Annotated in this window: 20 protein-coding genes and 1 tRNA gene; 8 read left to right on the top strand and 13 right to left on the bottom strand. The window is 70.2% G+C overall.

The annotated features are described in order from the left end of the window. Positions 1-39: 39 nt before the first annotated feature. The 13 genes from VFA06_RS12825 to VFA06_RS12765 all read right to left on the bottom strand — a co-directional run bounded on the left by VFA06_RS12825 (position 40) and on the right by VFA06_RS12765 (position 16,014). A complete protein-coding gene (locus VFA06_RS12825) occupies positions 40-402 on the bottom strand; it encodes a hypothetical protein (RefSeq protein WP_324840745.1) in 363 nt (120 codons plus the stop codon). A 164-nt stretch (positions 403-566) separates the two neighbouring features. Continuing rightward, the gene (locus VFA06_RS12820) at positions 567-1,865 is read right to left on the bottom strand and encodes a glutamate-5-semialdehyde dehydrogenase (protein WP_324840744.1); all 1,299 of its coding nucleotides are present in this window, start codon (positions 1,863-1,865) and stop codon (positions 567-569) included. 115 nt (positions 1,866-1,980) lie between these two features. After that, on the bottom strand, positions 1,981-3,123 hold the full coding sequence (gene proB, locus VFA06_RS12815; RefSeq protein ID WP_324840743.1) for a glutamate 5-kinase: 1,143 nt from the start codon (positions 3,121-3,123) through the stop codon (positions 1,981-1,983). Between the two features lie 116 nt (positions 3,124-3,239). Continuing rightward, a complete protein-coding gene (locus VFA06_RS12810) occupies positions 3,240-5,300 on the bottom strand; it encodes a glycosyl hydrolase family 28-related protein (RefSeq protein ID WP_324840742.1) in 2,061 nt (686 codons plus the stop codon). A gap of 217 nt (positions 5,301-5,517) precedes the next feature. Beyond that, positions 5,518-6,939, bottom strand: a complete 1,422-nt coding sequence (obgE, locus tag VFA06_RS12805) for a GTPase ObgE (protein ID WP_324840741.1) — start codon at positions 6,937-6,939, stop codon at positions 5,518-5,520. A 125-nt stretch (positions 6,940-7,064) separates the two neighbouring features. Further along, complete coding sequence (gene rpmA, locus VFA06_RS12800; protein WP_324840740.1) at positions 7,065-7,322, bottom strand: 50S ribosomal protein L27; 258 nt, start codon at positions 7,320-7,322, stop codon at positions 7,065-7,067. A gap of 6 nt (positions 7,323-7,328) precedes the next feature. Beyond that, positions 7,329-7,646: a 50S ribosomal protein L21 gene (rplU, locus tag VFA06_RS12795; RefSeq protein WP_324840739.1), complete on the bottom strand. Its 318-nt coding sequence runs from the start codon at positions 7,644-7,646 to the stop codon at positions 7,329-7,331. A 306-nt stretch (positions 7,647-7,952) separates the two neighbouring features. After that, positions 7,953-11,189, bottom strand: a complete 3,237-nt coding sequence (locus VFA06_RS12790; RefSeq protein ID WP_324840738.1) for an Rne/Rng family ribonuclease — start codon at positions 11,187-11,189, stop codon at positions 7,953-7,955. A 176-nt stretch (positions 11,190-11,365) separates the two neighbouring features. Next, the gene (locus VFA06_RS12785) at positions 11,366-12,259 is read right to left on the bottom strand and encodes a TIGR03936 family radical SAM-associated protein (RefSeq protein ID WP_349260167.1); all 894 of its coding nucleotides are present in this window, start codon (positions 12,257-12,259) and stop codon (positions 11,366-11,368) included. A gap of 86 nt (positions 12,260-12,345) precedes the next feature. Then, a complete protein-coding gene (locus VFA06_RS12780; RefSeq protein WP_324840736.1) occupies positions 12,346-13,077 on the bottom strand; it encodes a hypothetical protein in 732 nt (243 codons plus the stop codon). 116 nt (positions 13,078-13,193) lie between these two features. Continuing rightward, positions 13,194-14,156 carry an oxidoreductase gene (locus VFA06_RS12775; protein WP_324840735.1) on the bottom strand — a complete coding sequence of 321 codons (963 nt, stop codon included), beginning with the start codon at positions 14,154-14,156 and terminating at the stop codon, positions 13,194-13,196. Between the two features lie 154 nt (positions 14,157-14,310). Beyond that, complete coding sequence (locus VFA06_RS12770) at positions 14,311-14,793, bottom strand: glutathione peroxidase (RefSeq protein ID WP_324840734.1); 483 nt, start codon at positions 14,791-14,793, stop codon at positions 14,311-14,313. Between the two features lie 126 nt (positions 14,794-14,919). After that, positions 14,920-16,014, bottom strand: coding sequence for a M48 family metallopeptidase (locus VFA06_RS12765; RefSeq protein ID WP_324840733.1), 1,095 nt, complete (start codon positions 16,012-16,014; stop codon positions 14,920-14,922). Positions 16,015-16,110: 96 nt separating this feature from the next. Here VFA06_RS12765 and VFA06_RS12760 point away from each other — a divergent pair, with 96 nt between their 5' ends. From VFA06_RS12760 to VFA06_RS12725, 8 genes are all read left to right on the top strand, one after another. Beyond that, complete coding sequence (locus VFA06_RS12760; protein WP_324840732.1) at positions 16,111-16,275, top strand: hypothetical protein; 165 nt, start codon at positions 16,111-16,113, stop codon at positions 16,273-16,275. Positions 16,276-16,393: 118 nt separating this feature from the next. Further along, on the top strand, positions 16,394-16,549 hold the full coding sequence (locus VFA06_RS12755) for a hypothetical protein (RefSeq protein WP_324840731.1): 156 nt from the start codon (positions 16,394-16,396) through the stop codon (positions 16,547-16,549). A 72-nt stretch (positions 16,550-16,621) separates the two neighbouring features. Next, positions 16,622-17,353 (top strand): nicotinate-nucleotide adenylyltransferase, encoded by a 732-nt coding sequence (nadD, locus tag VFA06_RS12750; protein ID WP_324840730.1) that lies wholly within the window; start codon positions 16,622-16,624, stop codon positions 17,351-17,353. After that, positions 17,350-19,419, top strand: coding sequence for an LCP family protein (locus VFA06_RS12745; protein ID WP_324840729.1), 2,070 nt, complete (start codon positions 17,350-17,352; stop codon positions 19,417-19,419). Before nadD ends, VFA06_RS12745 begins: the two co-directional genes overlap by 4 nt. A 129-nt stretch (positions 19,420-19,548) precedes the next feature. Beyond that, positions 19,549-19,959, top strand: a complete 411-nt coding sequence (rsfS, locus tag VFA06_RS12740) for a ribosome silencing factor (protein WP_324840728.1) — start codon at positions 19,549-19,551, stop codon at positions 19,957-19,959. Continuing rightward, positions 19,956-20,786: a histidine phosphatase family protein gene (locus tag VFA06_RS12735; protein WP_324840727.1), complete on the top strand. Its 831-nt coding sequence runs from the start codon at positions 19,956-19,958 to the stop codon at positions 20,784-20,786. The genes rsfS and VFA06_RS12735 overlap by 4 nt, the downstream gene beginning before the upstream one ends. 155 nt (positions 20,787-20,941) lie before the next feature. Further along, positions 20,942-21,014, top strand: a tRNA-Ala gene (locus tag VFA06_RS12730). Positions 21,015-21,851: 837 nt separating this feature from the next. Then, positions 21,852-22,371, top strand: a 520-nt coding sequence (locus VFA06_RS12725) for a GNAT family N-acetyltransferase (RefSeq protein ID WP_349260166.1), incomplete at its 3' end; no start/stop codon positions are given.

Genomic DNA, 22,371 nt, shown 5'->3' with positions numbered 1-22,371 from the left:
CTTAGCCGCGGCAACTGGTTACCGCAGCGGGATAGGTAGTTACCGCAGCAGTATGAGTAACAGCGCCACGGCAGCCAACGCACACAGGGTCACCGCCACTGCCGGCAATCGCACGGCGGAGAGATGGTGGGCCGGGCGCACGGCCCAACGGCGTTCCGGTTGCGCGAGGGATCGCGGCGTCGAGGAAGGGTCCGCGGACAGTTCCGCGTGCCGCCGGGCCAGCAGGGCGCGTGCCTGCGCCGAGGGTTCGCGCACCGGCGCCGCAGCGACGAAGGACTCGTCGAATACGAGCGGCGCGTCGGCAAAGGACGCGGCGGCGTCCGAGGCGCCCGCGGGGACCTGAGGTGCGTCTGCGCGGCGCTGCGCGGAGCGGTTGCGCTGTTCGGGAAAGCGCTCGGTCATTGGGGAAAAGTAACGGAAATGTTGCGTGATCAGTAGGGGGTAGGGCAGCGGACGGCGACGAATGTCCGCTCGCCGCCGGGAAACCGCGCCAACGATCGGGTACCGGCTGGTCAGCAGCCTGAAACTTTCGGACCGCCCGGCAGCGCTGCCGGGCTTTCGGCCCGTCAGGTGTTCGAGTTGTGCGCCTTGGTCTGGCCGTCGCCGATCACGATGTACTTCGTGGAGGTCAGCTCCGGCAGTCCCATCGGGCCGCGCGCGTGCAGCTTCTGGTTGGAGATGCCGATCTCCGCGCCGAAGCCGAACTCGCCGCCGTCGGTGAACCGGGTCGAGGCGTTCACGATCACCGCCGCCGAATCGACGCGAGCGGTGAAGGCGCGAGCCGCCGCCTGCGAGCGGGTGATGATCGCCTCGGTGTGATTGGAGGAGTACTTGCGGATGTGCGCTACCGCGGCATCCAGCGAGTCCACGACGGCGGCGGCGATGTCGAGCGAGAGGTACTCGGTGTAGAAGTCCTCTTCGGTGGCCGGTACGACCTCCGATGCGTTACCCGCAGCCGCCGCGACCGCCGCAGTCTGCTCATCGCCGTGCACGGTAACGCCGGCGCTCTTGAGCGCGGCGAGTGCGCGCGGCAGGAACGCCTCGGCGATGTCCCGGTGCACCAACACGGTCTCCGCCGCGTTGCACACGCTGTAACGCTGCGCCTTGGAGTCGATCAGCAGCTCGACAGCGAGGTCGAGGTCCGCATCGGCGTCCACGTACACGTGGCAGTTGCCGACTCCGGTCTCGATGACCGGGACCGTGGAGCCGGTGACCACCGAGCTGATCAGCGCCGCGCCGCCGCGCGGGATGAGCACGTCAACCAGGCCGCGCGCCTGCATCAGTTCCTTGACGGAGTCGTGCGTGTCGCCGGGCACCAGCTGAATCGCGTCGCGCGGCAGACCGCAGTCGGCCAGGGCGTCGCGCATCGTCTCGACCAGCGCCGTGTTGGACGAGCGGGCGGAGGAGGAACCGCGCAGGAGTACCGCGTTGCCGGACTTGAGGCAAAGCCCTGCGGCGTCGACGGTCACGTTCGGCCGCGCCTCGTAGATGATCCCGACGACGCCGAGCGGTACGCGCACCTGACGCAGCTCGAGCCCGTTCGGCAGGATCGAGCCGCGCACCACCTCGCCGACCGGGTCGGCGAGCGTCGTGATCTTGCGCAGCGCCTCGGCGATGGCGGCGATCCGGTCTGCGGTGAGCGTGAGCCGGTCCACGATTCCGGCGCCGACGCCCGCCTCGCGCGCGCGATCCGTGTCCTGCGCGTTGGCGGCGACGATATGCGGCGACGCGGCGAGCAGGGCGTCCGCGATGGCGTGCAGCGCTCGGTCCTTCTCGGCGCGCGTGCGCACGGCCAGATCGGCGGCCGCCTCACGGGCCCGGCGTGCCGTCCGGATGACCTCAGACTCGCTCGACTCGTCCACCATGCCTCCAGGTTACGGCGCAAACGCCGGGAGGTAGCACGCTATTTCAGGCAGTGAGACCGACGCTCGCGGTCGCAGGACGGCAGGTCGCCGCGCAGCCGGTAGCGGTTACCGCGGGTCAGAGCACGGCCAGATCGTCGCGGTGCACGACCTCGCGCTCGTATTGCGGCCCGAGCGAGGCCGCCAGGTCGCGGGTCGAGCGGCCGAGCAGCGACGGCAGTTCGACCGCGTCGTAGTTCACCAGGCCGCGGGCCACTGCCCGCCCGGACGGATCGACCAGGTCCACGGGATCTCCGGCGACGAACGTGCCGGACACGGCGGTGATCCCGGCGGGCAGCAGGGAGAGGCGGCGGCGCACGATCGCGTCGACCGCGCCCTCGTCCAGCTTCAGGGCGCCGCGCGGCGCCGTCGCGTGCGCGAGCCACAGCAGGCGTGCTGCGGACCGTTTCCCGGTGCGGTGGAACAGGGTGCCGACCGCGTCCCCCGCCAGCGCACGGGCGGCGTATGCGGCCGTGGTGAGCACCACGGGGATGCCCGCCTCGGTGGCGATCCGGGCCGCCTCCACCTTCGTCACCATGCCGCCGGTGCCGACTCCCGCGCGCCCGGGAGCGCCGATCGAGACGCCTGCCAGGTCCTCGGGCCCGCGCACGTCGCTGATCGGGCGGGTCCCCGGCTTGCGCGGATCGCCGTCGTAGAGCGCGTCGACATCGGAGAGCAGCACCAGCAGATCCGCGTTGACCAGGTGCGCGACGAGCGCGGCCAGCCGGTCGTTGTCGCCGAACCTGATCTCCTGGGTGGCCACCGTGTCGTTCTCGTTGACGATCGGGATGAAGCCGAGCTCCAGCAGCCGGCTGAGCGTCTGCAGGGCGTTGCGATAGTGCGAGCGGCGGGTCACGTCGTCCGCGGTGAGGAGCACCTGGCCGACGCCGTGGCCGTGCCGCGCGAAGGACTGGGTGTAGCGGGCGATCAGCAGGCCCTGGCCGACGCTCGCGGCGGCCTGCTGCATGGCGAGTTCCCGCGGCCGCTTACGCAGGTTCAGCGGAGCGAGCCCGGCCGCGATGGCCCCGGAGGAGACCAGCACCACCTCCGCGCCGCCCGGCTTCGAGAGCGCCGATTCGTGCAGCGCGTCCACGAGGGCGTCTACCCGGCTGCCGTCCAGCCCCCCGGCCGCCGTGGTCAGCGAGGACGAGCCCACCTTCACCACGATCCGCCGCGCGGCGGTGACCGCCTCGCGCTTGGTCGCCTGCCCGCCTTCGCTCACCGGCTCAGGATAAGGTCGCCGGCCGCGTCATCGCTCTCGGGTTTCAGCGCGTGGGACCGGCCGCGGACCTGAGTCCCCGGCCGGTCCCCTCTAGCTCTGGTCAGTCGTCGCCGCTGTCACGACCAAGGAGACGGCGGTGGCGGCGGCACGACCGCGGGACGGTCGGCGCAGGTGATCGTGTTGGGCAGCTCCCAGGGCGCCAGCCACGGCCCGGTGGTCCCGCCGCCGGTGTTGCCGCCGAGGTCGGTGACGGTGAACTCGGAGCCCGCGGGCGTGAAGTGGAACGACCCGCAGTTGTTGATCCCGACCGCGCCGACGTTGCGGGCCACCACGTTCTGGAAGCTGGCCGATCCGGCGGTCCGCGCGCTGAGCACGGAGGTACCGGTGCCGTCCACCTTGATGTCCGAGAAGTGGAGGTTCGAGATCGAGTACAGGTCCTTCACCGGGAAGTCGGCGACCAGCATGATCGCGTTGTAGGTGTTGTCCAGGAAGTCGTCCCCGGTCACCTCGACGTCCGCGGTGATGCTGCTCTGCAGGGCGTAGACCCAGATCGCGCCGAGCCCGATGTTCCAGTTCAGCTCGTAGGTTCCGGCCCGCACCGTGGTGTTGCCGGTGATCCACAGGTGGCCGGTGAACGGCACCGCGTTGAACCGGCTGCCGACCTGAAGTGCGCTGCCTTCCCGGATCGGGTCGGCGACCAGGTTGTTCGACACGGTGTTGTCGGTGCCGCCGTAGATCGCGATGCCGTTGGCGAGCACCGGGGTCTGCACGGTGTTGTGGTCGAAGGTGTCGTTCGCGTCCGCGGTGACTTCGGACCACATGGCCAGGCCGTCGTCTCCGGTGTTGCGGATGGAGTTGTTCTGCACCAGCGAGTTCGCCACGCCGGTGTGGAAGTTGATGCCGTCGGCGATCTGATCGGCGATCACATTGTTCGTGATCTTGAGGTTGTCCATCGGGCCGTCGAACCACATGCCCACCTTGGTGTGGTGGATGTAGAGCCCGTCGATGGTCGAGTCGCTCATCGCGCCGCCGATGCCGTTGACCTGGTCGGTGTCGATGCGCTCGCGCACGTCGCCCTCGATCGCGAAGCCGGAGAGGTGCACGTTGTGGCTGCCGTCGGCCGAGGCGTCCTTGCCGTAGAAGCCGACGCCGGTGTGGATCGAGCCGTCGGGCGCCGGGCTGCTGAGGGTGACCTGATGGCCTTTGACGATCGAGTACCAGCTGCCCGCGCCCTCGATGGTCACGTTGTCGACGATGATGTGCCGGTTGACCTGGAAGGTGCCCGGCGGAATGTACACCTTCAGGTGCGTCTGCCGCGCGAAGGCGATCGCCCGGTCGAAGGCGTCCGCGGAATCGCGCCGGCCGGTCGGGTCCGCGCCGAAGAGCAGCACGTTCGCCGCGATCGGGTCGAGCTTCGGCGGCGCGACCAGCTGAGAGTCCATCAGGTCGATGGTCGTGGTGGCGGCGGCGCTGCCGTCGGCCGGAGCGGTCAGCCGGATCTTCGAGCCCGCCGGGTAGGTCCGGTCGAGGAGGAGCCGCTGCTCGTCGTAGAAGTGGTTCGGCCGGAACGGGCTCGGGAACACCGGGGCCGGCGTGGTCTGATCCGGGACGCAGCTGCACTCGGTGGTCCACCAGTCAGGGTGCAGCGGACCGGCATTCGGGTCGTTGCTGAACGGATACTCGTTGTACAGCCACGCGTACTGCGACGTGAGAGTCATGGTGCGGTGATCGCGGCCGTTGACGGTCACGTCCAGCGGGGCGGTTATCCCGCCGCCAGTTGGAGCGTCAGGGACGCTGTACCGCACGGTGATCGCGTTCGCTGAGCTGGGCAGCGTGAACTCGACGTACTGACCGGGCGTCAGATTGACCGCGGACCGGCCGGAAGCTTCTGCGGGAAGCGTGTACGCGGTCGTGCTCGGGCCGATGACCGTGCCGTTCGTCGCGGCGTTCTCGGCCTCCTGCTCGACGATGCCGAGGCTGGCGCCCCGCCCGGCGACCAGGGAGGGGTCGATCGCGGCGCGGGTCACGGCGGTGGGCGTGTACCCGCCGGCGGCCAGTGCGGGGCCGCCGAACACCACGCCGATTCCGGCCGTGGCGGCTGTCGCGGCGGCGAGCACCGCGGTACGCCGCGGTCGGCCGGGTGAGCCGGGCAGAGCTCCGGAGATGCTCCGTTGCATCGAATGCTCGTTTCTCTCGTGAGTGTGAACACCTGATGACGCCCACGGTGGCCACACGCCACCAGGCCGCGAGGTGACACTAGGGCCGCGCAGGCGGCTCCACAAGAGTCACTGCAAGATATTTTCGTCGCTCTGTTATTTGCTTGCGGTGGAGATTTGTGTTCTTGCGGGAACTGCTAGGGTTGTTGCGAATGGCAGGAACCGCGCAAGTGGCCCGTCAGCTGTACAGCCGGTCGTCCGAGCCGCGCGGTCCGAGGTGTTCCGCGCCGCTGGCCACGGTCGGCTGCCAGTCGAAGACCACCGCATCCGGGCCGTCGCCGATCACGACCTCGTCGCCCTCGTGCGCGCCCATCTCCAGCAGCGCCTGCTCGACGCCGAGCCGGTTGAGCCGGTCCGCGAGGTAGCCGACCGCCTCGTCGATGGAGAAGTCGGTCTGCCGCACCCAGCGTTCCGGCTTGCTGCCGCGCACGACGTAGTGCCCGTCCTCGAAGGAGAGCGTGAACGGAGCCTCGTCAACCGCCTTCGGCCGGATCACCAGGCGGCCCGGCTCCTCGGCCGGACGCTGCGCCCGAGCCTGCTCGACGATCTCGGCCAGCGCGAAGGCCAGCTCGCGCAGCCCCTCCCGGCTGACTGCGGAGACCTCGAACATCCGCAGGCCGCGGGCCTCCAGGTCCGGGCGCACCAGTTCCGCGAGGTCGCGCGCCTCCGGGACGTCGATCTTGTTGAGCACGACCAGGCGCGGCCGGTCGGACAGCCTGCCGAGCGCCGCGAACTGGGCGCCCGCGCCGATCCCGCTGCCGACGTTCTGCTCCTCGCTGCTCAGCGCCTCCTCGTATGCCGCCAGCTCCGCCTCGATGACGTCCAGGTCGCTGAGCGGGTCGCGGTCGGGCTCCAGGGTCGCGCAGTCGAGCACGTGCACCAGGACCGCGCAGCGCTCGATGTGGCGCAGGAACTCGTGGCCGAGCCCCTTGCCCTGGCTCGCGCCCGGGATCAGGCCGGGCACGTCGGCCATCGTGAAGACGTGGTTGTCCGCCGTGACCACGCCGAGGTTGGGCACCAGCGTGGTGAACGGGTAGTCGGCGATCTTCGGCTTGGCCGCCGACATCGCGGCGATCAGCGAGGACTTGCCGGCGCTCGGGTAGCCGATCAGGGCCACGTCCGCGACCGACTTGAGCTCGAGCACGAACTCCCCGGCCTCGCCCGGCTCGCCGAGCAGCGCGAATCCGGGGGCTTTGCGCTTGGTGGTGGCCAGCGCCGCGTTGCCGAGCCCGCCAGGACCGCCCTTGGCCAGCACGAAGCGGGTGCCCGCGCCCACCAGGTCGGCCAGCACCTCGCCGTCCGGGGTCTTTACCACGGTCCCGCTCGGCACCGGCAGCACCACGTCGGCCCCGTTGGCGCCCTGCTTCAGGTCGCCCGCGCCCGGCTTGCCGTTGCCCGCGGTGCGGTGCGGGGAGTAGTGGTACTCGATCAGCGAGGTGACGTTCGGGTCGACCACCAGGATCACGTCGCCGCCCCGCCCGCCGTTCGCCCCGTCGGGGCCGCCGAGCGGCTTGAACTTCTCTCGGTGCACGGAAGCGCAGCCGTGGCCGCCCTTACCGGCCGCGACGTGCAACGTCACGCGGTCTACGAAGGTGGCCATGGCTGTCTTCTCTCCGACTTCAGATAAGCCCGATCACGACAGTACGCCGGGTCGACCACTGCGACCCGGCGTACTGGCGAGACGGTGCTTTGAGACTGCTGTGCGTACCGTGCGGTAGACGCTGCTTAGGCGTCGACGCTCACGATGTTGATGACCTTGCGGCCCCGGTGCGTACCGAACTGCACGGCGCCCGCGGTCAGCGCGAACAGCGTGTCGTCCTTGCCGCGGCCGACGTTCTCACCCGGGTGGAAGTGGGTGCCGCGCTGACGCAGGATGATCTCGCCGGCGTTCACCTTCTGGCCGCCGAAACGCTTCACGCCAAGCCGCTGCGCGTTCGAGTCCCGGCCGTTGCGGCTGGACGAGGCGCCCTTCTTGTGTGCCATGTCAGCTTACTTCTTCCCGGTGTCGATGCTGGTGACCTTGACCTGGGTGTACTTCTGCCGGTGGCCCTGGCGCACCCGGTAGCCGGTCTTGTTCTTGTACTTGAGGATGTCGATCTTCTTGGCCTTGACCTCGGCGACGATCTCGCCGTGGACCTTGACGCCTTCGAGCACCCACGCGTCGGAGGTGACCGAGTCGCCGTCGACGACGAGCAGCGCCTTCATCTCCACCGGGGTACCCGGCTCGCCGACGAGCCGGTCGACCTCGACTACGTCGCCCACGGCGACCTTGTGCTGCCTACCGCCGCTGCGGACGATCGCGTACACCGCTACTCCTACGGTTTTGCCTACGCCTGCGCGCAGTGCGATACAAGTCGCCGCGACAAGCTGAGACTGTCGATTGACTGGTCCGGCGCGGCGCGGGGGCACCGCGGGACGGGGGGCGAGCCTAAACACGCCGAAAAGCAAGCGTACGGATCGGGTGCCGCTGAGGTCAAACTGAAGATCGCGAACGAGCCTCATCGGGGCCACGCGGCTGCCTGACCGTCACCGCACGCGCACCCTCGCTCGCCTCGCGGCGCGCCGATCCGATACGGACCGTGCGCGCCGCGCGGCGAAGCGCTGGGAGCCTTACTACGAAGCTTCCGCGTTCGACTGCGGAGAGCCCGCGGGGCGGCTGGCCGCCCGGCGGCGCTTGCGCGGTCGGCCGGTATCGATCAGTGCCTCGCTGAGTTCGTCACCGGCCGCCGCGGCGTCCGGGTCGTCCGCGTGCGCCTTGAGGTTGATCGGCGCAGTCTGCACGGCCGGAGCCTGAGCCGACTCGGCGGTTGCGCTCGCGTCCGCCTCGGCGCGCGGGCTCGTGTCCGGCACGGCGTCGTCGGCGACCCAGGACGAATCCACCGGTGCGCCCGGCGCGTCCTCGCCCTCGTGGTGCTTGCCCTTACGCCGCCTGCGCCTGCTGGCCCGGCTCTCTACCGCACTGCTGGCGTGACGAGCGTCACCGGCGTTGCCGTTCGATGCGTTACCGCCGTGGTGCTCTGACGCGTCGCCAGAACCGCCGTGCTCGTCGTGGCCGTGGCTGTGCTCTCCGGTCACCCGGTCGATCCGCTCGACCACGGTGGTGGCCCGCTCCGCGGCCTTACGGCCGTGCGGCTCCACCGGGTCCATGTGCACGATGATCCCGCGGCCGTTGCAGTGGTCACAGGTCTCGGAGAAGGCCTCCAGCAGGCCCTGGCCGACCCGCTTGCGGGTCATCTGCACTAGCCCCAGCGAGGTGACCTCGGCCACCTGGTGCTTGGTGCGGTCCCGGCCCAGGCATTCGAGCAGCCGGCGCAGCACCAGCTCCCGGTTCGACTCCAGCACCATGTCGATGAAGTCGATCACGATGATGCCGCCGAGGTCCCGCAGCCGCAGCTGGCGGACGATCTCCTCGGCCGCCTCCAGGTTGTTGCGGGTGACCGTCTCCTCCAGGGAGTTGCTGCCCTGGCCGGTGAACTTGCCGGTGTTCACGTCGATGACGACCATCGCCTCGGTCCGGTCGATCACCAGCGAGCCGCCGCTGGGCAGCCAGACCTTGCGGTCCAGGCCCTTGGCCAGCTGCTCGTCGACCCGGTACACGGTGAAGATGTCCGTGTCGCTGGTCCAGTGCTCCAGCCGCTCGGCCAGCTCCGGTGCGACCCCGGACAGGTACTCGTGGATCGTCTTGTACGCCTCGTCGCCGGAGACGATCAGCTTGCTGAAGTCCTCGTTGAAGATGTCGCGAATGACGCGCACCGTCAGGTCCGGCTCGCCGTAGAGCAGCGCCGGGGCGTTGGCCGTGCGCGACCGCCGCTCGATCTCCTCCCACTGCGCGACCAGGCGCTCGACGTCGCGGGCCAGCTCCTCCTCGCTCGCCCCCTCGGCGGCGGTGCGCACGATCACGCCGCCGTCCTCGGGCACGACCTTCTTGAGGATCTGCTTCAGGCGCGTGCGCTCGTTGTCCGGCAGCTTGCGGCTGATGCCCATCATCGAGCCGCCGGGGATGTACACGAGGAACCGGCCGGGCAGCGAGATCTGGCTGGTGAGCCGTGCGCCCTTGTGCCCGATCGGGTCCTTGGTGACCTGCACGAGCACCGGCTGCCCGGACTTGAGCGCGGACTCGATCCGCTTCGGCTGGCCTTCGAGGCCCGCGGCGGCGAAGTTCACCTCGCCCGCGTAAAGCACCGCGTTGCGGCCCTTGTTGATGTCGACGAACGCCGCCTCCATCGAGGGCAGCACGTTCTGCACCTTGCCCAGGTACACGTTGCCGACGTACGAGACCGAGGACTCGCGGTTGACGTAGTGCTCGACCAGCACGCCGTCCTCAAGCACACCGATCTGCGTACGGTTCGCGGCCTGACGCACCACCATGACGCGCTCGACCGATTCGCGGCGGGCCAGGAACTCGGCCTCGCTCACGATCGGGGCGCGGCGGGAACGCGTCGAGCGGCCGTCGCGGCGGCGCTGCTGCTTCGCGGCCAGGCGCACCGAGCCGCGCACGCCGAGCACGTCGTCGCCGGTGCGCACCGAGTCCGGCTCGATCAGCCGGGAGGAGCGGCGCTCGCGCGGCTCGCGGGGCTCACGGATGCGCACCACCGTGTTCGGCGGGTCGTCGTCCTCCGTGCCGCCGGCGGCCAGGTCCTCGGCGGTCTGCCTGCGGCGGCGCCGGCGACGGCGCCGGCTCGAGCCTTCGCCGTCGGCGACCAGCGCGGCCTCGTCGGCGTGGTCGGCCTCGGCGGGCTCGCTCTCGGACTCCTCGGCTGACGCGGCGTCAGCCCGCGCGGCGACCGCGTCGCCGCTGTGACCGCTCCCGTTGCGGCTGCGCCGACGGCGGCGGCGGGACTCGCGCTCGGCGTTGGCCTCCTGCGTCTCACCGGTCGCCGGCTGCGCCGCGCGCTCGGCCTCTTCGGCAGCCGCGACGGGCTTGGGCTGGGCCTGCGGCGCGGTCTGCGGCGCGGTGGCCCGGCGGCGGATCGGCTCGGCGACGACCGGAGCCTGGAAGATGAGCATGCCGGGGCGCTGCGGCGCGACCGGCGCGGGTGCCAGCGCCGGGGCCTCCTCGGCCTCGGCATCCGGTGACCACGCGGCCTCGATCTCCTCGGCCTCGAGCGCGCCGGCGGCCTCGTCCTCGTCCTCGGTGGCGGGGGAGGAGCCGGCCGCGGCGGCCAGCGGTTCGACCGGCTGCGCCGGCGCGCTCGCACGCTTCCGGCTGCGGCGCGCCCGGCCGGTGGCCTGCGGCGTCTCGGCCGTCTCGGGCTGAGCAGCGCCCGACTGAGCACCGCCGGACCGGTCGGCGTCGGCGTCGGCTGCCGACTCAGGCTGAGCGCTCACATCGGCGCGGGCGGACTCGGCGCTGGCCGCGGTCTGCGGAGCCGCCGCGCCCGCGGCATCGGCGTCCGGCGCCTCGCCGGTGCGCGTCCGCCGGCGCGTGGTCGTTTTGCGCGCCGTCTTCTTGGCCGGGGCCTCCTGCGCGGCAGCGGCGACCTCGGGCGCGGCCTGCTGCGCGGCCGCCTCGGCGGAAGCGTCGCCGGCCTGATCCGCGGCGGCGGCCGGGACCGCCTTCTTCGTCGCGGTCTTGCGCGTCGTCTTCTTCGCCGCGGGCGCCTCGGCGGCCGCGGTCTTGGTCGCGGCCTTCTTGCCGCGGGAGCGCTTGGCCGCCGGGGCGGCCTCGGCCGGCTCGGACGCGTCGCCGCCGCTCGCGGCCTCGGCCCGCGGAGCGCTCTCCGCGGTCGGGGCCCCGGCGGGGCGGCTGGCCGCACGGCGGCGGCGCGGGGTGGTGTTCGGCGAGTCGGCTGTGGACTCGTTCTCGGGTTCCAGGCCTGAGCCGGAACCGGTGGGCTCGTGATCGAGCATTCGGGCGGTTCTCCCGTCGTGGCCGCCGGGCGCTCGGACGCCACCGGTTCCGGTGTGCGTCGGCGCCGCGCGGCGGCTCGTCTGTACGTACTGAAGTCAGGTGGGCCGGATCGGGCGTCTCGCCGAATCGGGCCGTCGTGCCGGCGCCGCCGCGAAGGCGGGGCGCCTGCGAGCACTCATACCCCGGAAACCGGGGTGTTGATGCTCGACGGCCCGGAATTCGCCGAAGCGCTCCGGTCCAGGGCCATCGGGTCGGCCACCGGCCACGCCCCGGACCCGGCCGCGGACTCGGCGTTCGCCGGCGCACCGGGTGTGGTCTGGCTAGTCAGACCGGCGCCGTGCAGACCGTCGCCGTGCACCAGTGGTCCCTGCGCCAGCCTGGTCACCCGTGGGGCGACCGGCGGCACAAGACCGCTCACGGATCCGAGTCCGGTCAGGACATCATCGGGGCGGACGGCCGGCGTGGCGTGCCGGACGACCACTCGCAGTATCGCACAGGCAGACGACCGCGACTGGTGCCCGGCTTCAGCCGGGCTGTCGAGGACGTTGAGCGAAACTACGGCTGATCTGGTGTCGAAAGTGCGCATTCCGGTCTTCATCAGGCGTTCCACCTCAACCGTCTCGGCGGCGAGGAACGCCTCGGCGGCGCGCCTTGCCTCGGCCGGTTCGACCTCGGGCAGCTCGATCTGCCAGACCGAGGCCTCCAGATGGTCGGCCAGCGAGGGAGTGGCGGCCTCGACGATCTCCAGGATGTCCAAGTCGGGCGGCAGCGCAGCGTCCAGGGAGGCACGCAGCGCCGTCGGGTCGACGCGTCGGGTGACCGCGATCTCGACGTACTCCGCTTCGCTGGCCGTGCCGGTCGGGGCCGCCCCGGCCCAGGAGATCTTGGGGTGCGGGGAGAAGCCGGCTGAGTACGCCATCGGTACCGCCGCGCGCCGCAGCGCCCGTTCGAACGCCCGCTGGATGTCCCGGTGGCTGGTGAAGCGCAGCCGGCCGCGTTTCGCGTAGCGGATCCGCAGCCGCTGGACCGCAGGGGGCGGGGGAGGGCCGTCTGGCGTGCGCTTGGGCAGCGTTCTCACCGCTTCTCGTTCGGGGTCTTTGGGTCCAAGGGTAAGCCCCGGCAGGCACCCGCCCGTGCGTACACGACCAGTGTGGTCTAGTGCAGCGACTTCAACCGCGGCACGAGCACGCCGGCCAGCTTGGCCAGGTCGATCTCGGTGCTCTGGCCCTGGAGCAGCGAGTTGTCGATTACCGCGACCGCCGTGCCGACCCGGATCGCCGCGCCGTTCATCACCATGGTCTGGTTGCCGATCGCGACCTTGACGGTGAAGCCCACCGACTCGTCCCCGACCCGCGGTCCCGGTATCACCTTCACCGACGCGCTCTGGGTCGCGCCGCTGGCGTCCGAGGCCTGGAAGGTGCTGCAGCGGTTGAGCGCCGCGCCCAGCTTGTTGGTGAACGTGGTCGCGTCGGTGCCGTGGAACTCCAGCAGTGTCTCGTCGAATTCGCCGAGCCCGGACGGCGGCGTGAACGCGTCGCTGGCGTAGGAGGCCTCGCCGAGGCTGTTCTGGCCCACCGTGTTGACCAGGTTGAGCACCTTGTTGCAGTCCGCGCTGCTCAGGTCGACGCTGGACGCCGCCGCGGACAGGTTCGCGCCGCTGTTCTGCGCGCCGATCGACTCCTCGGTGAAGTCGTGCGGCAGGTCGGCGGCGGCCAGCAGGATCGTGCTGAGCTGCTTGCCGCTCGGCACGTCGTGCGTGGAGGAAGCGGAGGCGGCGGATGATGCCGAGCCGCCACCGGTGCACGCCGCGAGCGTCGCGGTCAGCGCTAACGCTGCGAAGCCGGCAGTTGTACGGGCGGTTGCACAGGCGCCTATCCGAGTTGCCATGCGGGCACTCTAGCCTCCGTGCCTTCAGGCTCGGACTCAGACAACCCGGCGTGCCTGTGCCGCTTCGTAAAGACTCGACCACTTACCGCGCAGCTCGGGCACCTGGACCGGGCCACCTATCGCGGCGTGCACAGCTCTTCGTACCCGACCCCGGTCGCCTCGACCGACGCCGCCCACAGTCGCTCTGCGAGCGCCTTGTCGCGGGCCACGTGACTTGGTTTGACGTGTATCGGCGCCCCGCGCATGCCTAAGCGCGGTCCGAAGAACTCGCCGCCGGCCGCATTCGGGTGCGTCGCTGCGTACAGCGAAGGCAGTGCACCCGACGCCGCGGATTGGCCGATGATGCCCGTGGACACCTGAGCGATCTGGCCGATCACCGCGCGTTGCCCGATACTCGCGTGCGCTACCAATTCCGAGCGCGTGTAGCCGGGGTGCGCGGCGATGGAACGCAGCACCGCCGCCGAGCCGGTGCACGCTCGTACCCGCCGGTCGAGTTCGAGGGCGAACAACAGGTTCGCCAGCTTCGAACGCGAATACCCCAGCCACCGCGAGCCGCGCGGCAGAGTCTTGAAATCAGCGGGCTCGCTCAGCCCCGCCCCGCTCGCGGTGCGATGCATCAACGAGGTCACCGTCACCACCCTCGCCCCGTCCGCGGCCAGCAGGAGCGGCAGCAGACGGCCAGTCAGGGCGAAGTGCCCCAGGTGATTCGTGCCCAGCTGAAGCTCGAAACCCTCGGCGGTCAGCTCCGGCCGCGGCGCCATCACCCCGGCGTTGTTCACCAGGACGTCGATGTGCCCGGCCCGGTCCGCGATCTCTCGCGCGGCGTCCTCCACGGACTCCAAGCAGGCCAGATCTACGCGCACCAGTTCGACGGACGCCTCGGCGTAACGCGCCGCGATCCGGTCCCTTGCCCGTGCGCCGCGCTCCAAGTCGCGGACGCCGAGCAGAGTGCGGGCCCCACCCCGGGCCAATTGCGCCGCCGTCTCAAGGCCGATCCCGCTGGTCGCCCCGGTTACCAGGGCCACCCGGCCGGTCAGCTCGGGAATGTCGGCGGCGCGCCAACCCCTCCACTGCACCATAGGGAACAGTCTTACGGAGGGCTGACGCGCCGTCCATGCTCAGCGCCCCGGCTGGCAGCAAGCTGCCCTTGTCGTTGGGCGGCCGTCCGCCCGCTGACGCCGCCTGGAGCGCCCGTCTTCGCATCCCGTCGCGGCCGGCGCCGCGACCGCCGGACTACAGCAGGGTCTTGATGGCCGAGATCACCTCGGGCGCGTCCGGCTCGGTGCGCGGACCGAACCGGGCCACCACGTTGCCCTCGCCGTCGAGCAGGAACTTCTCGAAGTTCCACCGGATGTCGCCGGTGTAGCCCTCGGCGTCGGGGGCCTTGGTCAGCTCGGCGTAGACCGGGCTGCGGTCCTCGCCGTTCACGTCGATCTTCTCGAACAGCGGGAAGGTGACCCCGTAGGTCGTCGAGCAGAAGGTCTGGATCTCCTCCGCGGTGCCGGGCTCCTGGCCGCCGAACTGGTTACACGGGAATCCGACCACCGAGAAGCCCTGGCCCGAGTAGGCCTTGTGCAGCTCCTCAAGCGCCGAGTACTGCGGGGTCAGTCCGCACTTCGACGCCACGTTGACCACGAGCACGGCTCGGTCAGTGTGCTCGCCGAGGCTGGTCGGGGTGCCGTCCAGCGCCTTGAGCGGAATGTCCTTGATTCCCATGCGGGCTACTCCTCTGGTTCGTCGTCTAGCCGTCACCGGGCACGCGTCGTTAACACATCGCCGCGTGCCTTAACACGTCACTCGCCCGTGCCGGTTCATCGCGTGATGTGAGTCACCGGTCTCGAGTCACTGCTCGGTGTCGTCCGCGTCCCGGCCCGGCTCCTCACCGTTCGGGCGCTGACCCCACCGGCGATACATAGCGCCACCGATGCGGTCGCCAATTCCCGAGGCGTCGCGCGCGAACTCACGCAGCTTCGCCATCAGCGGGTCCGCGCTGTTACGCACCGATTCGGCGTATGAGTCGGCGGCGGCCTTCGCGTCCTCGGTAGCCGAGGCGGCCGCGTCCCCGTCCCGGCGCGGGTAGTCGCCGCCGAGGATCCGGTTGTAGGTGCCCGTCTCGACCCAGCGGGTCAGCTCCAGCGAGCGCACCGAGGGGAACGGGTGCGTCTGGTCCCGGGTGAGCAGCAGCTTCAGTATCGAGTCGCGGATGTCGCCGCCGGCCTCGTATTCGCGGGCCTGGTCAATGAAGGCGAGCGCGTTCATCTCGTGCAGGTGAGCGCCGCCGGCCATCTTCATCTGGGTGCGTACCGCGGCCTCGATGTCCTGGCCGACCAGCAGCCCGGCCCGGTCGCTGGACAGCTCCGCCTTGCGGAACCACTCCAGCAGCGCGGTGATCAGCGCCTGGATGCCGAGCTGGCCGCCGGGCAGCCATGCGACCGCGCCGCTGAGGTTCATCAGCCAGATCAGCATCGTGCGGTACACCGCATGGCCGGAGAAGGCGTGGCCGAGTTCGTGTCCGACGACGAACCGCAGCTCCTCCTCGTCAAGCAGCTCGACCAGCCCGGTGGTCAGCACGATCACCGGCTTGTCCAGTCCGATGGTCATACCGTTGACCAGCGGGGTCTGCTGCACGAACAGCTGCGGGCGCTCGCGCACGTCCAGGATCTCGCAGGCGTCGGTCAACATCGCGTCGAGCCGCGGGAACTGCCGTTCGGAGACCTGGACCGCGTTGGCCAGCAGCATCAGCCGCAGGTTGCGCTCGCCGATCAGGCCGCTGAGCTTCTTGAGCAGCGTGTCGAACCCGCTCAGCTTGCGCAGGGCGGTCAGCGCGGCGCGGTCGGCGGGATGCTCGTAGGCGCGCGAGCTGATCTCCGGGAAACGGCGGCGGTTGCGGTCGGGCACGCGATCGGCCGGTTCTCCGGCCTGCGATGGCTGTGACATGGACTTGTGCCCCCTCGTGGAGTCGGGAGGTTCCCGGATCGCCACATTACCGACCCGGCGTCTGCCAGGGCGTGCCGTGGCGCGTATGGTCGAGTCGTGCAACAGATTCTTTTGGCGGTCAACGCCCCGGACAACACCCCGCCGGGGATCTTCCTGCGCCTTTACATCTTCGGCGGCCTCGCCGTGGTCATCCTGATCGCCTGGCTGGTACTGCGCGGCTACCGCGATTCGGGTGAGACGCAGGACAAGAACCGCGACTGACCGACCCTCTCGGCGAGGCGCACGGCGCGGCCCTCTATATTTAGGGCGCGACCGGAGAGCGCAGCGTGCCTGAGCGGGCGACAGCCGCCATCCGGTACCCAAGCCGTATGGCGATCGAGTGGAAGTAAGGACGGACACGGTGCACGCGCTTACCGTTTTGGCAGAGGGCAGCGGCCGCTACGCGGGCATCAACCCGGCCCTCAACGCGATCGTCGTGATGATCATCTTCCTGGTGCTGCTGTTCCTGGTGACCCGGCTCAACCGGGACAAGTAATTCCCGGCAAAATAGGACAAGCAGCCCAAGTGCTGGTGTAACCGCGGGGTGAGCCAGGTAGGGTCGGTGCGCATGAGCGACCCCCAGCCCCCCGACACGGCGGTGTCCCGAGCGGATGCCGGGTCCCGGCAGCCCGCACGCGCGCGCCGCGTCGGCGTGATGGGCGGCACCTTCGACCCGATCCACCACGGCCACCTGGTCGCGGCGAGCGAGGTCGCGTCGCTGTTCGAGCTCGACGAGGTGGTGTTCGTCCCGACCGGCCAGTCCTGGCAGAAGGACAACCGGCTGGTCTCCTCCGCCGAGGACCGCTACCTGATGACGGTCATCGCCACCGCGTCCAACCCCCGTTTCACGGTCAGCCGGGTCGACATCGACCGCGGCGGCCCGACGTACACCGTCGACACCCTGCGTGATCTGCGCGCCGAGCGGCCCGCGGGCACCGAGTTCTTCTTCATCACCGGCGCCGACGCGCTGGAGCAGATCTTCACCTGGCAGGAAGCCGCCGAGCTGTTCGACTTGGCGCACTTCGTCGGCTGTACCCGGCCGGGGCACCCGCTGGCCGATCCGGGTCTTCCGGTCGGCAAGGTCTCGCTGATCGAGGTCCCGGCGCTGGCGATTTCCTCGACGGCCTGCCGCGAACGGGTACGCCGCGGCGAACCCGTGTGGTATCTGGTACCGGACGGCATCGTGCAGTACATCAACAAGCGCGGCCTGTACCGGGATCCTGGCGACACTGGAGAACACCTCGGCCGCCCGCATGAGTGGGGGGCCGAGCCGGACCCGACCGCGCAGGAGGCACCGTGAGCGGACCCGGACGCCGCCGGAAGCCGAATCCGGAGGAAGAGGGCAGCCTGCCCGCGCCGCCGCGCCCGCCCGCAGGCTACGGGCAGCAGCAGCCCGCTCAACCCCAGCACGAGTACGAGCGCGAATACGACTACGCCTACGATTGGCGCCAGTCTCAGGGCGGGCAGCCCGAGGCACAGCCTGGCCCGGTCTTCGATGCGTTCTCCTCCGGCCAGCACCAGGTCGCGCCGAACGATCAGCCCGCGTACTACAACCCGGTCGGCTACGGCCTGAACGATCCGTACTCACCCACGGGCTACGGATCGCAGCCGCCGCCGACGCCTCCGCAGCCTGCGCGGCAACCGTTCTCGTCGCAGCCGTATGCGTCGCCGCCTGCGCCGCCCGCCTCCGTACCGCGCCCCGACGCTGTGTGGCCTGACGCGCCCTCACGAAACGACGCACCGTCACCCCAGCCTTTCCCGCACCAAGCCGGTCAGCCGTCGTCCCGCACACCCTTCGGGCAGCCCCCCTCGTACACGGCTCCCGCCACCGCATCTCCGGCCTCCGCGCCCACCCGACCGCCGGCGCCGCCCACCTCGGCCCCCGACGCCCTCTTCGACGACAACGACCTCTTCGACTCCGGTTCGTTCTCGACCTCGTCGCTCTCGGCCTCCTCTGCCACAAACGCCGCGCCAGCCGCTCCCGCTCGCGCCCCCGAACCTCCGACCGTCACCGACCCGGTTGTGCCGCCCCCGCCGGAAGGGGGCCCTCGTCCCAACGACGGCTACACGGCCGCCGACTTCGCGTTCATCGAGGAGGAAACCGGCCAGGACGTCAAGGGGTGGCTCACTTTCGTCGAGTCGCGTGCGGACAGCCGCGCGGATCGGACCAAGCGCTTCCGGCGTCGGCTGATCGGCGCAGGCGCCGCGGTAGCCGTGGTCGCGGCGGGTATCGGTGCGTACGCGCTCTTCAACGGCGGTTCGCTGATCGGAGGCGGCGGCCCCACGAAGTCCGTGGTTCTGCTTCAGATCAGCGACTCCACCGGCAATGCGGTAGCCGATGCGCTGCTGGTTACCGACCACACGGCGACCACAGGCACCGGCACCTCGAAGACCGTGACCGGTAAGGGCGCCAGCGTGCTGATCCCCTCTCAGATGGTGGTGAACAGCACCGGATTCGGCCAGCAGGCCTTCGGCGGCAACATGGCTCAATCCGTTCCCGCGGCCGGTAAGGACACCGTCGCCGACGCGCTCGGCGTCAACATCGACGGTGTGTGGCGGATGGACGAGGTCACCTTCGCCGGGTTGATCGACCAGATCGGTGGCATCCAGCTCAACGCCAACGTCGCCGTCCCGGTGGCCACCGCCAGTCCCACTGCGGCAGCGATCCCCGTCGGCAACCAGAAGCTGACGGGCGGTCAGGCCGTTGCCTACAGCACGTACACGGCTAAGGGCGACGGCCCCGACGCCCAGATCGAGCGCTTCGGACAGGTAGTCAGCGGCCTCTTCGCAGCGCTGCCCACGGACGCCGGCGCGATCACCGCGTACCTGAACCACCTGGGTATCGTCGACGATCCGGCCCTCCCCGAGAGCAAGCTGAGCCCGATCCTCGCGGCACTCGCGGCAGAGCAGCAGGCCGGTGCGCTTACCGCTAAGGCACTGCCGCTGCGCACCGACGGTTCGAACGAGCTGGACGTGCAGGCAGCGGCGCCCATCGTCAGCAGCCTGCTCGGCGGTGCGCTGAACACGCAGAACAACGGGCAGATCTCCCGAGTGCTGGTCGAGGATGCGTCCGGTCACACTGGCATCCAGTCCCAGGTCATCCGAGGCGCCGCGCAGGCGCGCCTCGCGAACGGCGGCTACACGTTCGTCGACGGCGCGACGGTCGCCCACCGGTCCACCAGCGTGGTCGAAGTGGGCTCGGACGGCGCGAAGTCGGCCGCGGTGCAGCTCGCCGCGACGCTCGGCCTCCAGCCCAACGACGTGCAGGTTGTACCCGGGATGAGCAGCTTCGCGGACGCGACCGTGCTGCTCGGCGCGGACTGGCCCAAGCTGGCCAACGTCACCCTCCCCGGCACCACCAACTAACGACCGCGCTCCTCCCGCCCAGGTAGAGCGCGCTGAACCGCCACTCGCGCCGGTTCGTCCCCCCTCCATGAGACCCTGTTATCACCCCAAAGTTGACTCAGCCCTAACGAACTGAGAGGTGTGCCGAGAGTGACAGCGACCGACCGGGCGAGGGAGCTCGCGATTGCGGCGGCGCAGGCGGCGTCGGACAAGCTCGCCGATGACATCGTGGCCTACGACGTGAGCGACGTCTTCGTGATCACGGACGCCTTCGTGCTCGCGTCCGCTCCGAACGACCGGCAGGTCAGGGCCATCGTCGACGCGATCGAGGAGCGGCTGCTCGATCTGGGTGCCAAGCCGGCCAGGCGCGAGGGCCAGCGCGAAGGCCGCTGGGTGCTGCTCGACTACATCGACATCGTCGTGCACGTCCAGCACGCGGAGGAGCGCACCTACTACGCGCTTGAGCGGCTGTGGAAGGACTGTCCGATCATCAGCCTGCCCGAGTCTGTCACCAGCGGCCGGTCCGCGGGTCCCGCGGCCGACTTCGGCGGCGCCCAGTGAACCCCGGCGACGATCTCAACGGCGGCGAGGCCCCCGACGCCGACCCCCAAGTCCCGACCTCCGCTGCCGACCGCGGCTCCCCGCACAGCGCGCCATCCGACCGCCACGCCTACCACGCCCCCGGTCGTCGCGTTGTCGTCTGGCGGCACGGCCAGACCGAGTGGAACGTCGAGGGCAGATTCCAGGGCCAGACCGACGTGCCGCTCGACGCCGTCGGCCGCGACCAGGCCCGCCGCGCCGCCCGGCTCCTCGCCGCGCTGCGCCCGAACGTGATCACCGCGTCAGACCTCGCCCGCGCGGCCGACACGGCCCGCGAGCTGAGCGCCCTGACCGGCCTGCCCGTCCTGCTCGACAAGGGACTGCGGGAGACCTACGCGGGCACCTGGCAGGGGCTGACCGACACGGAGATCCGGGAGAAGTTCCCGGAGGAGTTCGCGGCCTGGAAGCGCGACCACTCGGTCCGGCGCGGCGGCGGCGAACTGGAGACCGAGGTGGCCGACCGCGTCGTCCCCGCGATCCTGCGCGCGCTCGAAAGCGTCCCCCCGCGCGGCACCCTCGTCGTGGTCAGCCACGGCGGCTCCTCCCGCGTCGCGATCGGCCGCCTGCTCGGCCTGCCCCCCGAGCACTGGAGCAGCCTCGGCGGCCTGTCGAACTGCTGCTGGTCGGTCCTCGGCGAGGCCACCCGCGGCTGGCGCCTGCTCGAACACAACGCGGGCTCCCTCCCCGAGCCGGTCATCGGCGACGACGCCAACGCAGACGCGGATGCGGATGCGGACGGTGAGGCCGCCGGCAACGGCGATGCGGACGTGCGAGCCGCCCTGGCCTGACGTGCCAGACCCGTCCGGCGGCTTATGGATTTCGCGTTTCGCTCCCGCGTTGGCTAATATGGCGGAGCCCGCCCGGGAACAGAGTGATTCCATGGATACGCAAAGCGTTTGTTCCTGGCGGGACCAAAAGTCCTCCCAGCTGGGCGGATCTATAAGGGGCCATAGCTCAGCTGGTAGAGCATCTGTCTGGCAGACAGAAGGTCAGGGGTTCAAGTCCCCTTGGCTCCACAAGCAAGAGAAGCCCCGGCCGGAATCGGCCGGGGCTGCTTTACGTCAATGGCGACGATTATGCCGCCCACCCTCCCGCCCCCGTTCCGCTTCGCTCCACGGACTTGAGGCGCTGCCGCGCACGCGCTTCGCGCTGATGGCTCCGCTTCGCTCCGCCTTCGACGCCTGCAGCTGGCCCGGCTCCGCCGGAACTGGAGCCCGCCCTCCCACCCCTAAATGCTCCGCGTCCTCGCTGACGCTCGGCCGCTCCGCTAGCTGCCTCCATAGCCGTCTCCTCCTCAGCCCGACGAGCGGCCGACGGCCAGCCTTATGGCCGCGAAGCGTAGAGGCCGAGGACAACGAACTGGCCGATCCCGAAGACGAAGCACCATACGCCGAATGCGCGAAACGTCCAGGTCGGAAGCCTTCTGAACAGTGCACCGTCGAGTGTTCTGGCTTCGAGCCGCTGCCGGAACCTAGTCGCGTAACCATGCACGTCCCAGCAGAACACGACACCCGTGACCAGCGATAGCACCAGCATGATCATGACAGGCGGAGCCATAACGTCCCCCGAGCGGTACCCGAGCATTACGAGCCACAGCAGGGTATCAAGATACGTAATCAGCGAGAAGTCAGTGAAAAGCCAGGCAGCAGATCACACCAGCCGACAACAGGCGATGAGCGCCAAGCAGCGGACGAGGCCAACCGACACTGGCCGATTGCAGTAGAAGCCGGGGAACCGTCCTTACACAGAAGCCATCGCACCGCCGTGCGGCGACGCCATGCGTTGACCGCCAGTTCGACGAAGCTGAGCTGACGCCCTTGACTCGTGCGACTGCCGAACGGCGACCATGGTCCATGACTCGCTCATTGTCGACGCCGCCGGTAGTACCCGCCGGGTCGCTCTGCGGCTCTCCGCAGCCGGTGCTGCCAGCCGGCCAGGGCTTGGTCCTGCGGCCGTGGAGACCGGCCGATGCTGCGGTATTCCTGTCCGCTTACCAGGATCATGAGATCCGCCGCTGGCACACGCGTCGTCCACTGACCGAGGCCCATGTTCAGGAATGGTTCGACACATACCGGCGGGACTGGGAAAGCGAGAGGGGCGGGCACTGGGCGATCACCCGAGACGGCGGCGAGGTGCTGGGCCGGATCGCCACGCGCGGCTGGGATTTCGACAGTGGCATCGCCGGAGTCGCCTACTGGGTGCTGCCGGCGGCTCGCGGCGCGGGCGTGGCTACCAGCGCCGTCAACGCGCTGTCGGCCTGGGCGCTGGGGGAAGCCGGCTTCTACCGCCTGCATCTGGACCACTCGACGCGCAATCACGCATCTTGTCGCGTCGCCACGAAGGCCGGTTTTCTGCTCGAAGGCACCAAACGCA

Source organism: Actinocrinis sp., from assembly GCF_035653575.1.
In the GTDB taxonomy this organism is placed as follows: Bacteria; Actinomycetota; Actinomycetes; order Streptomycetales; family Catenulisporaceae; genus Actinocrinis.
This window is presented reverse-complemented; position numbering and strand designations above follow the sequence as displayed.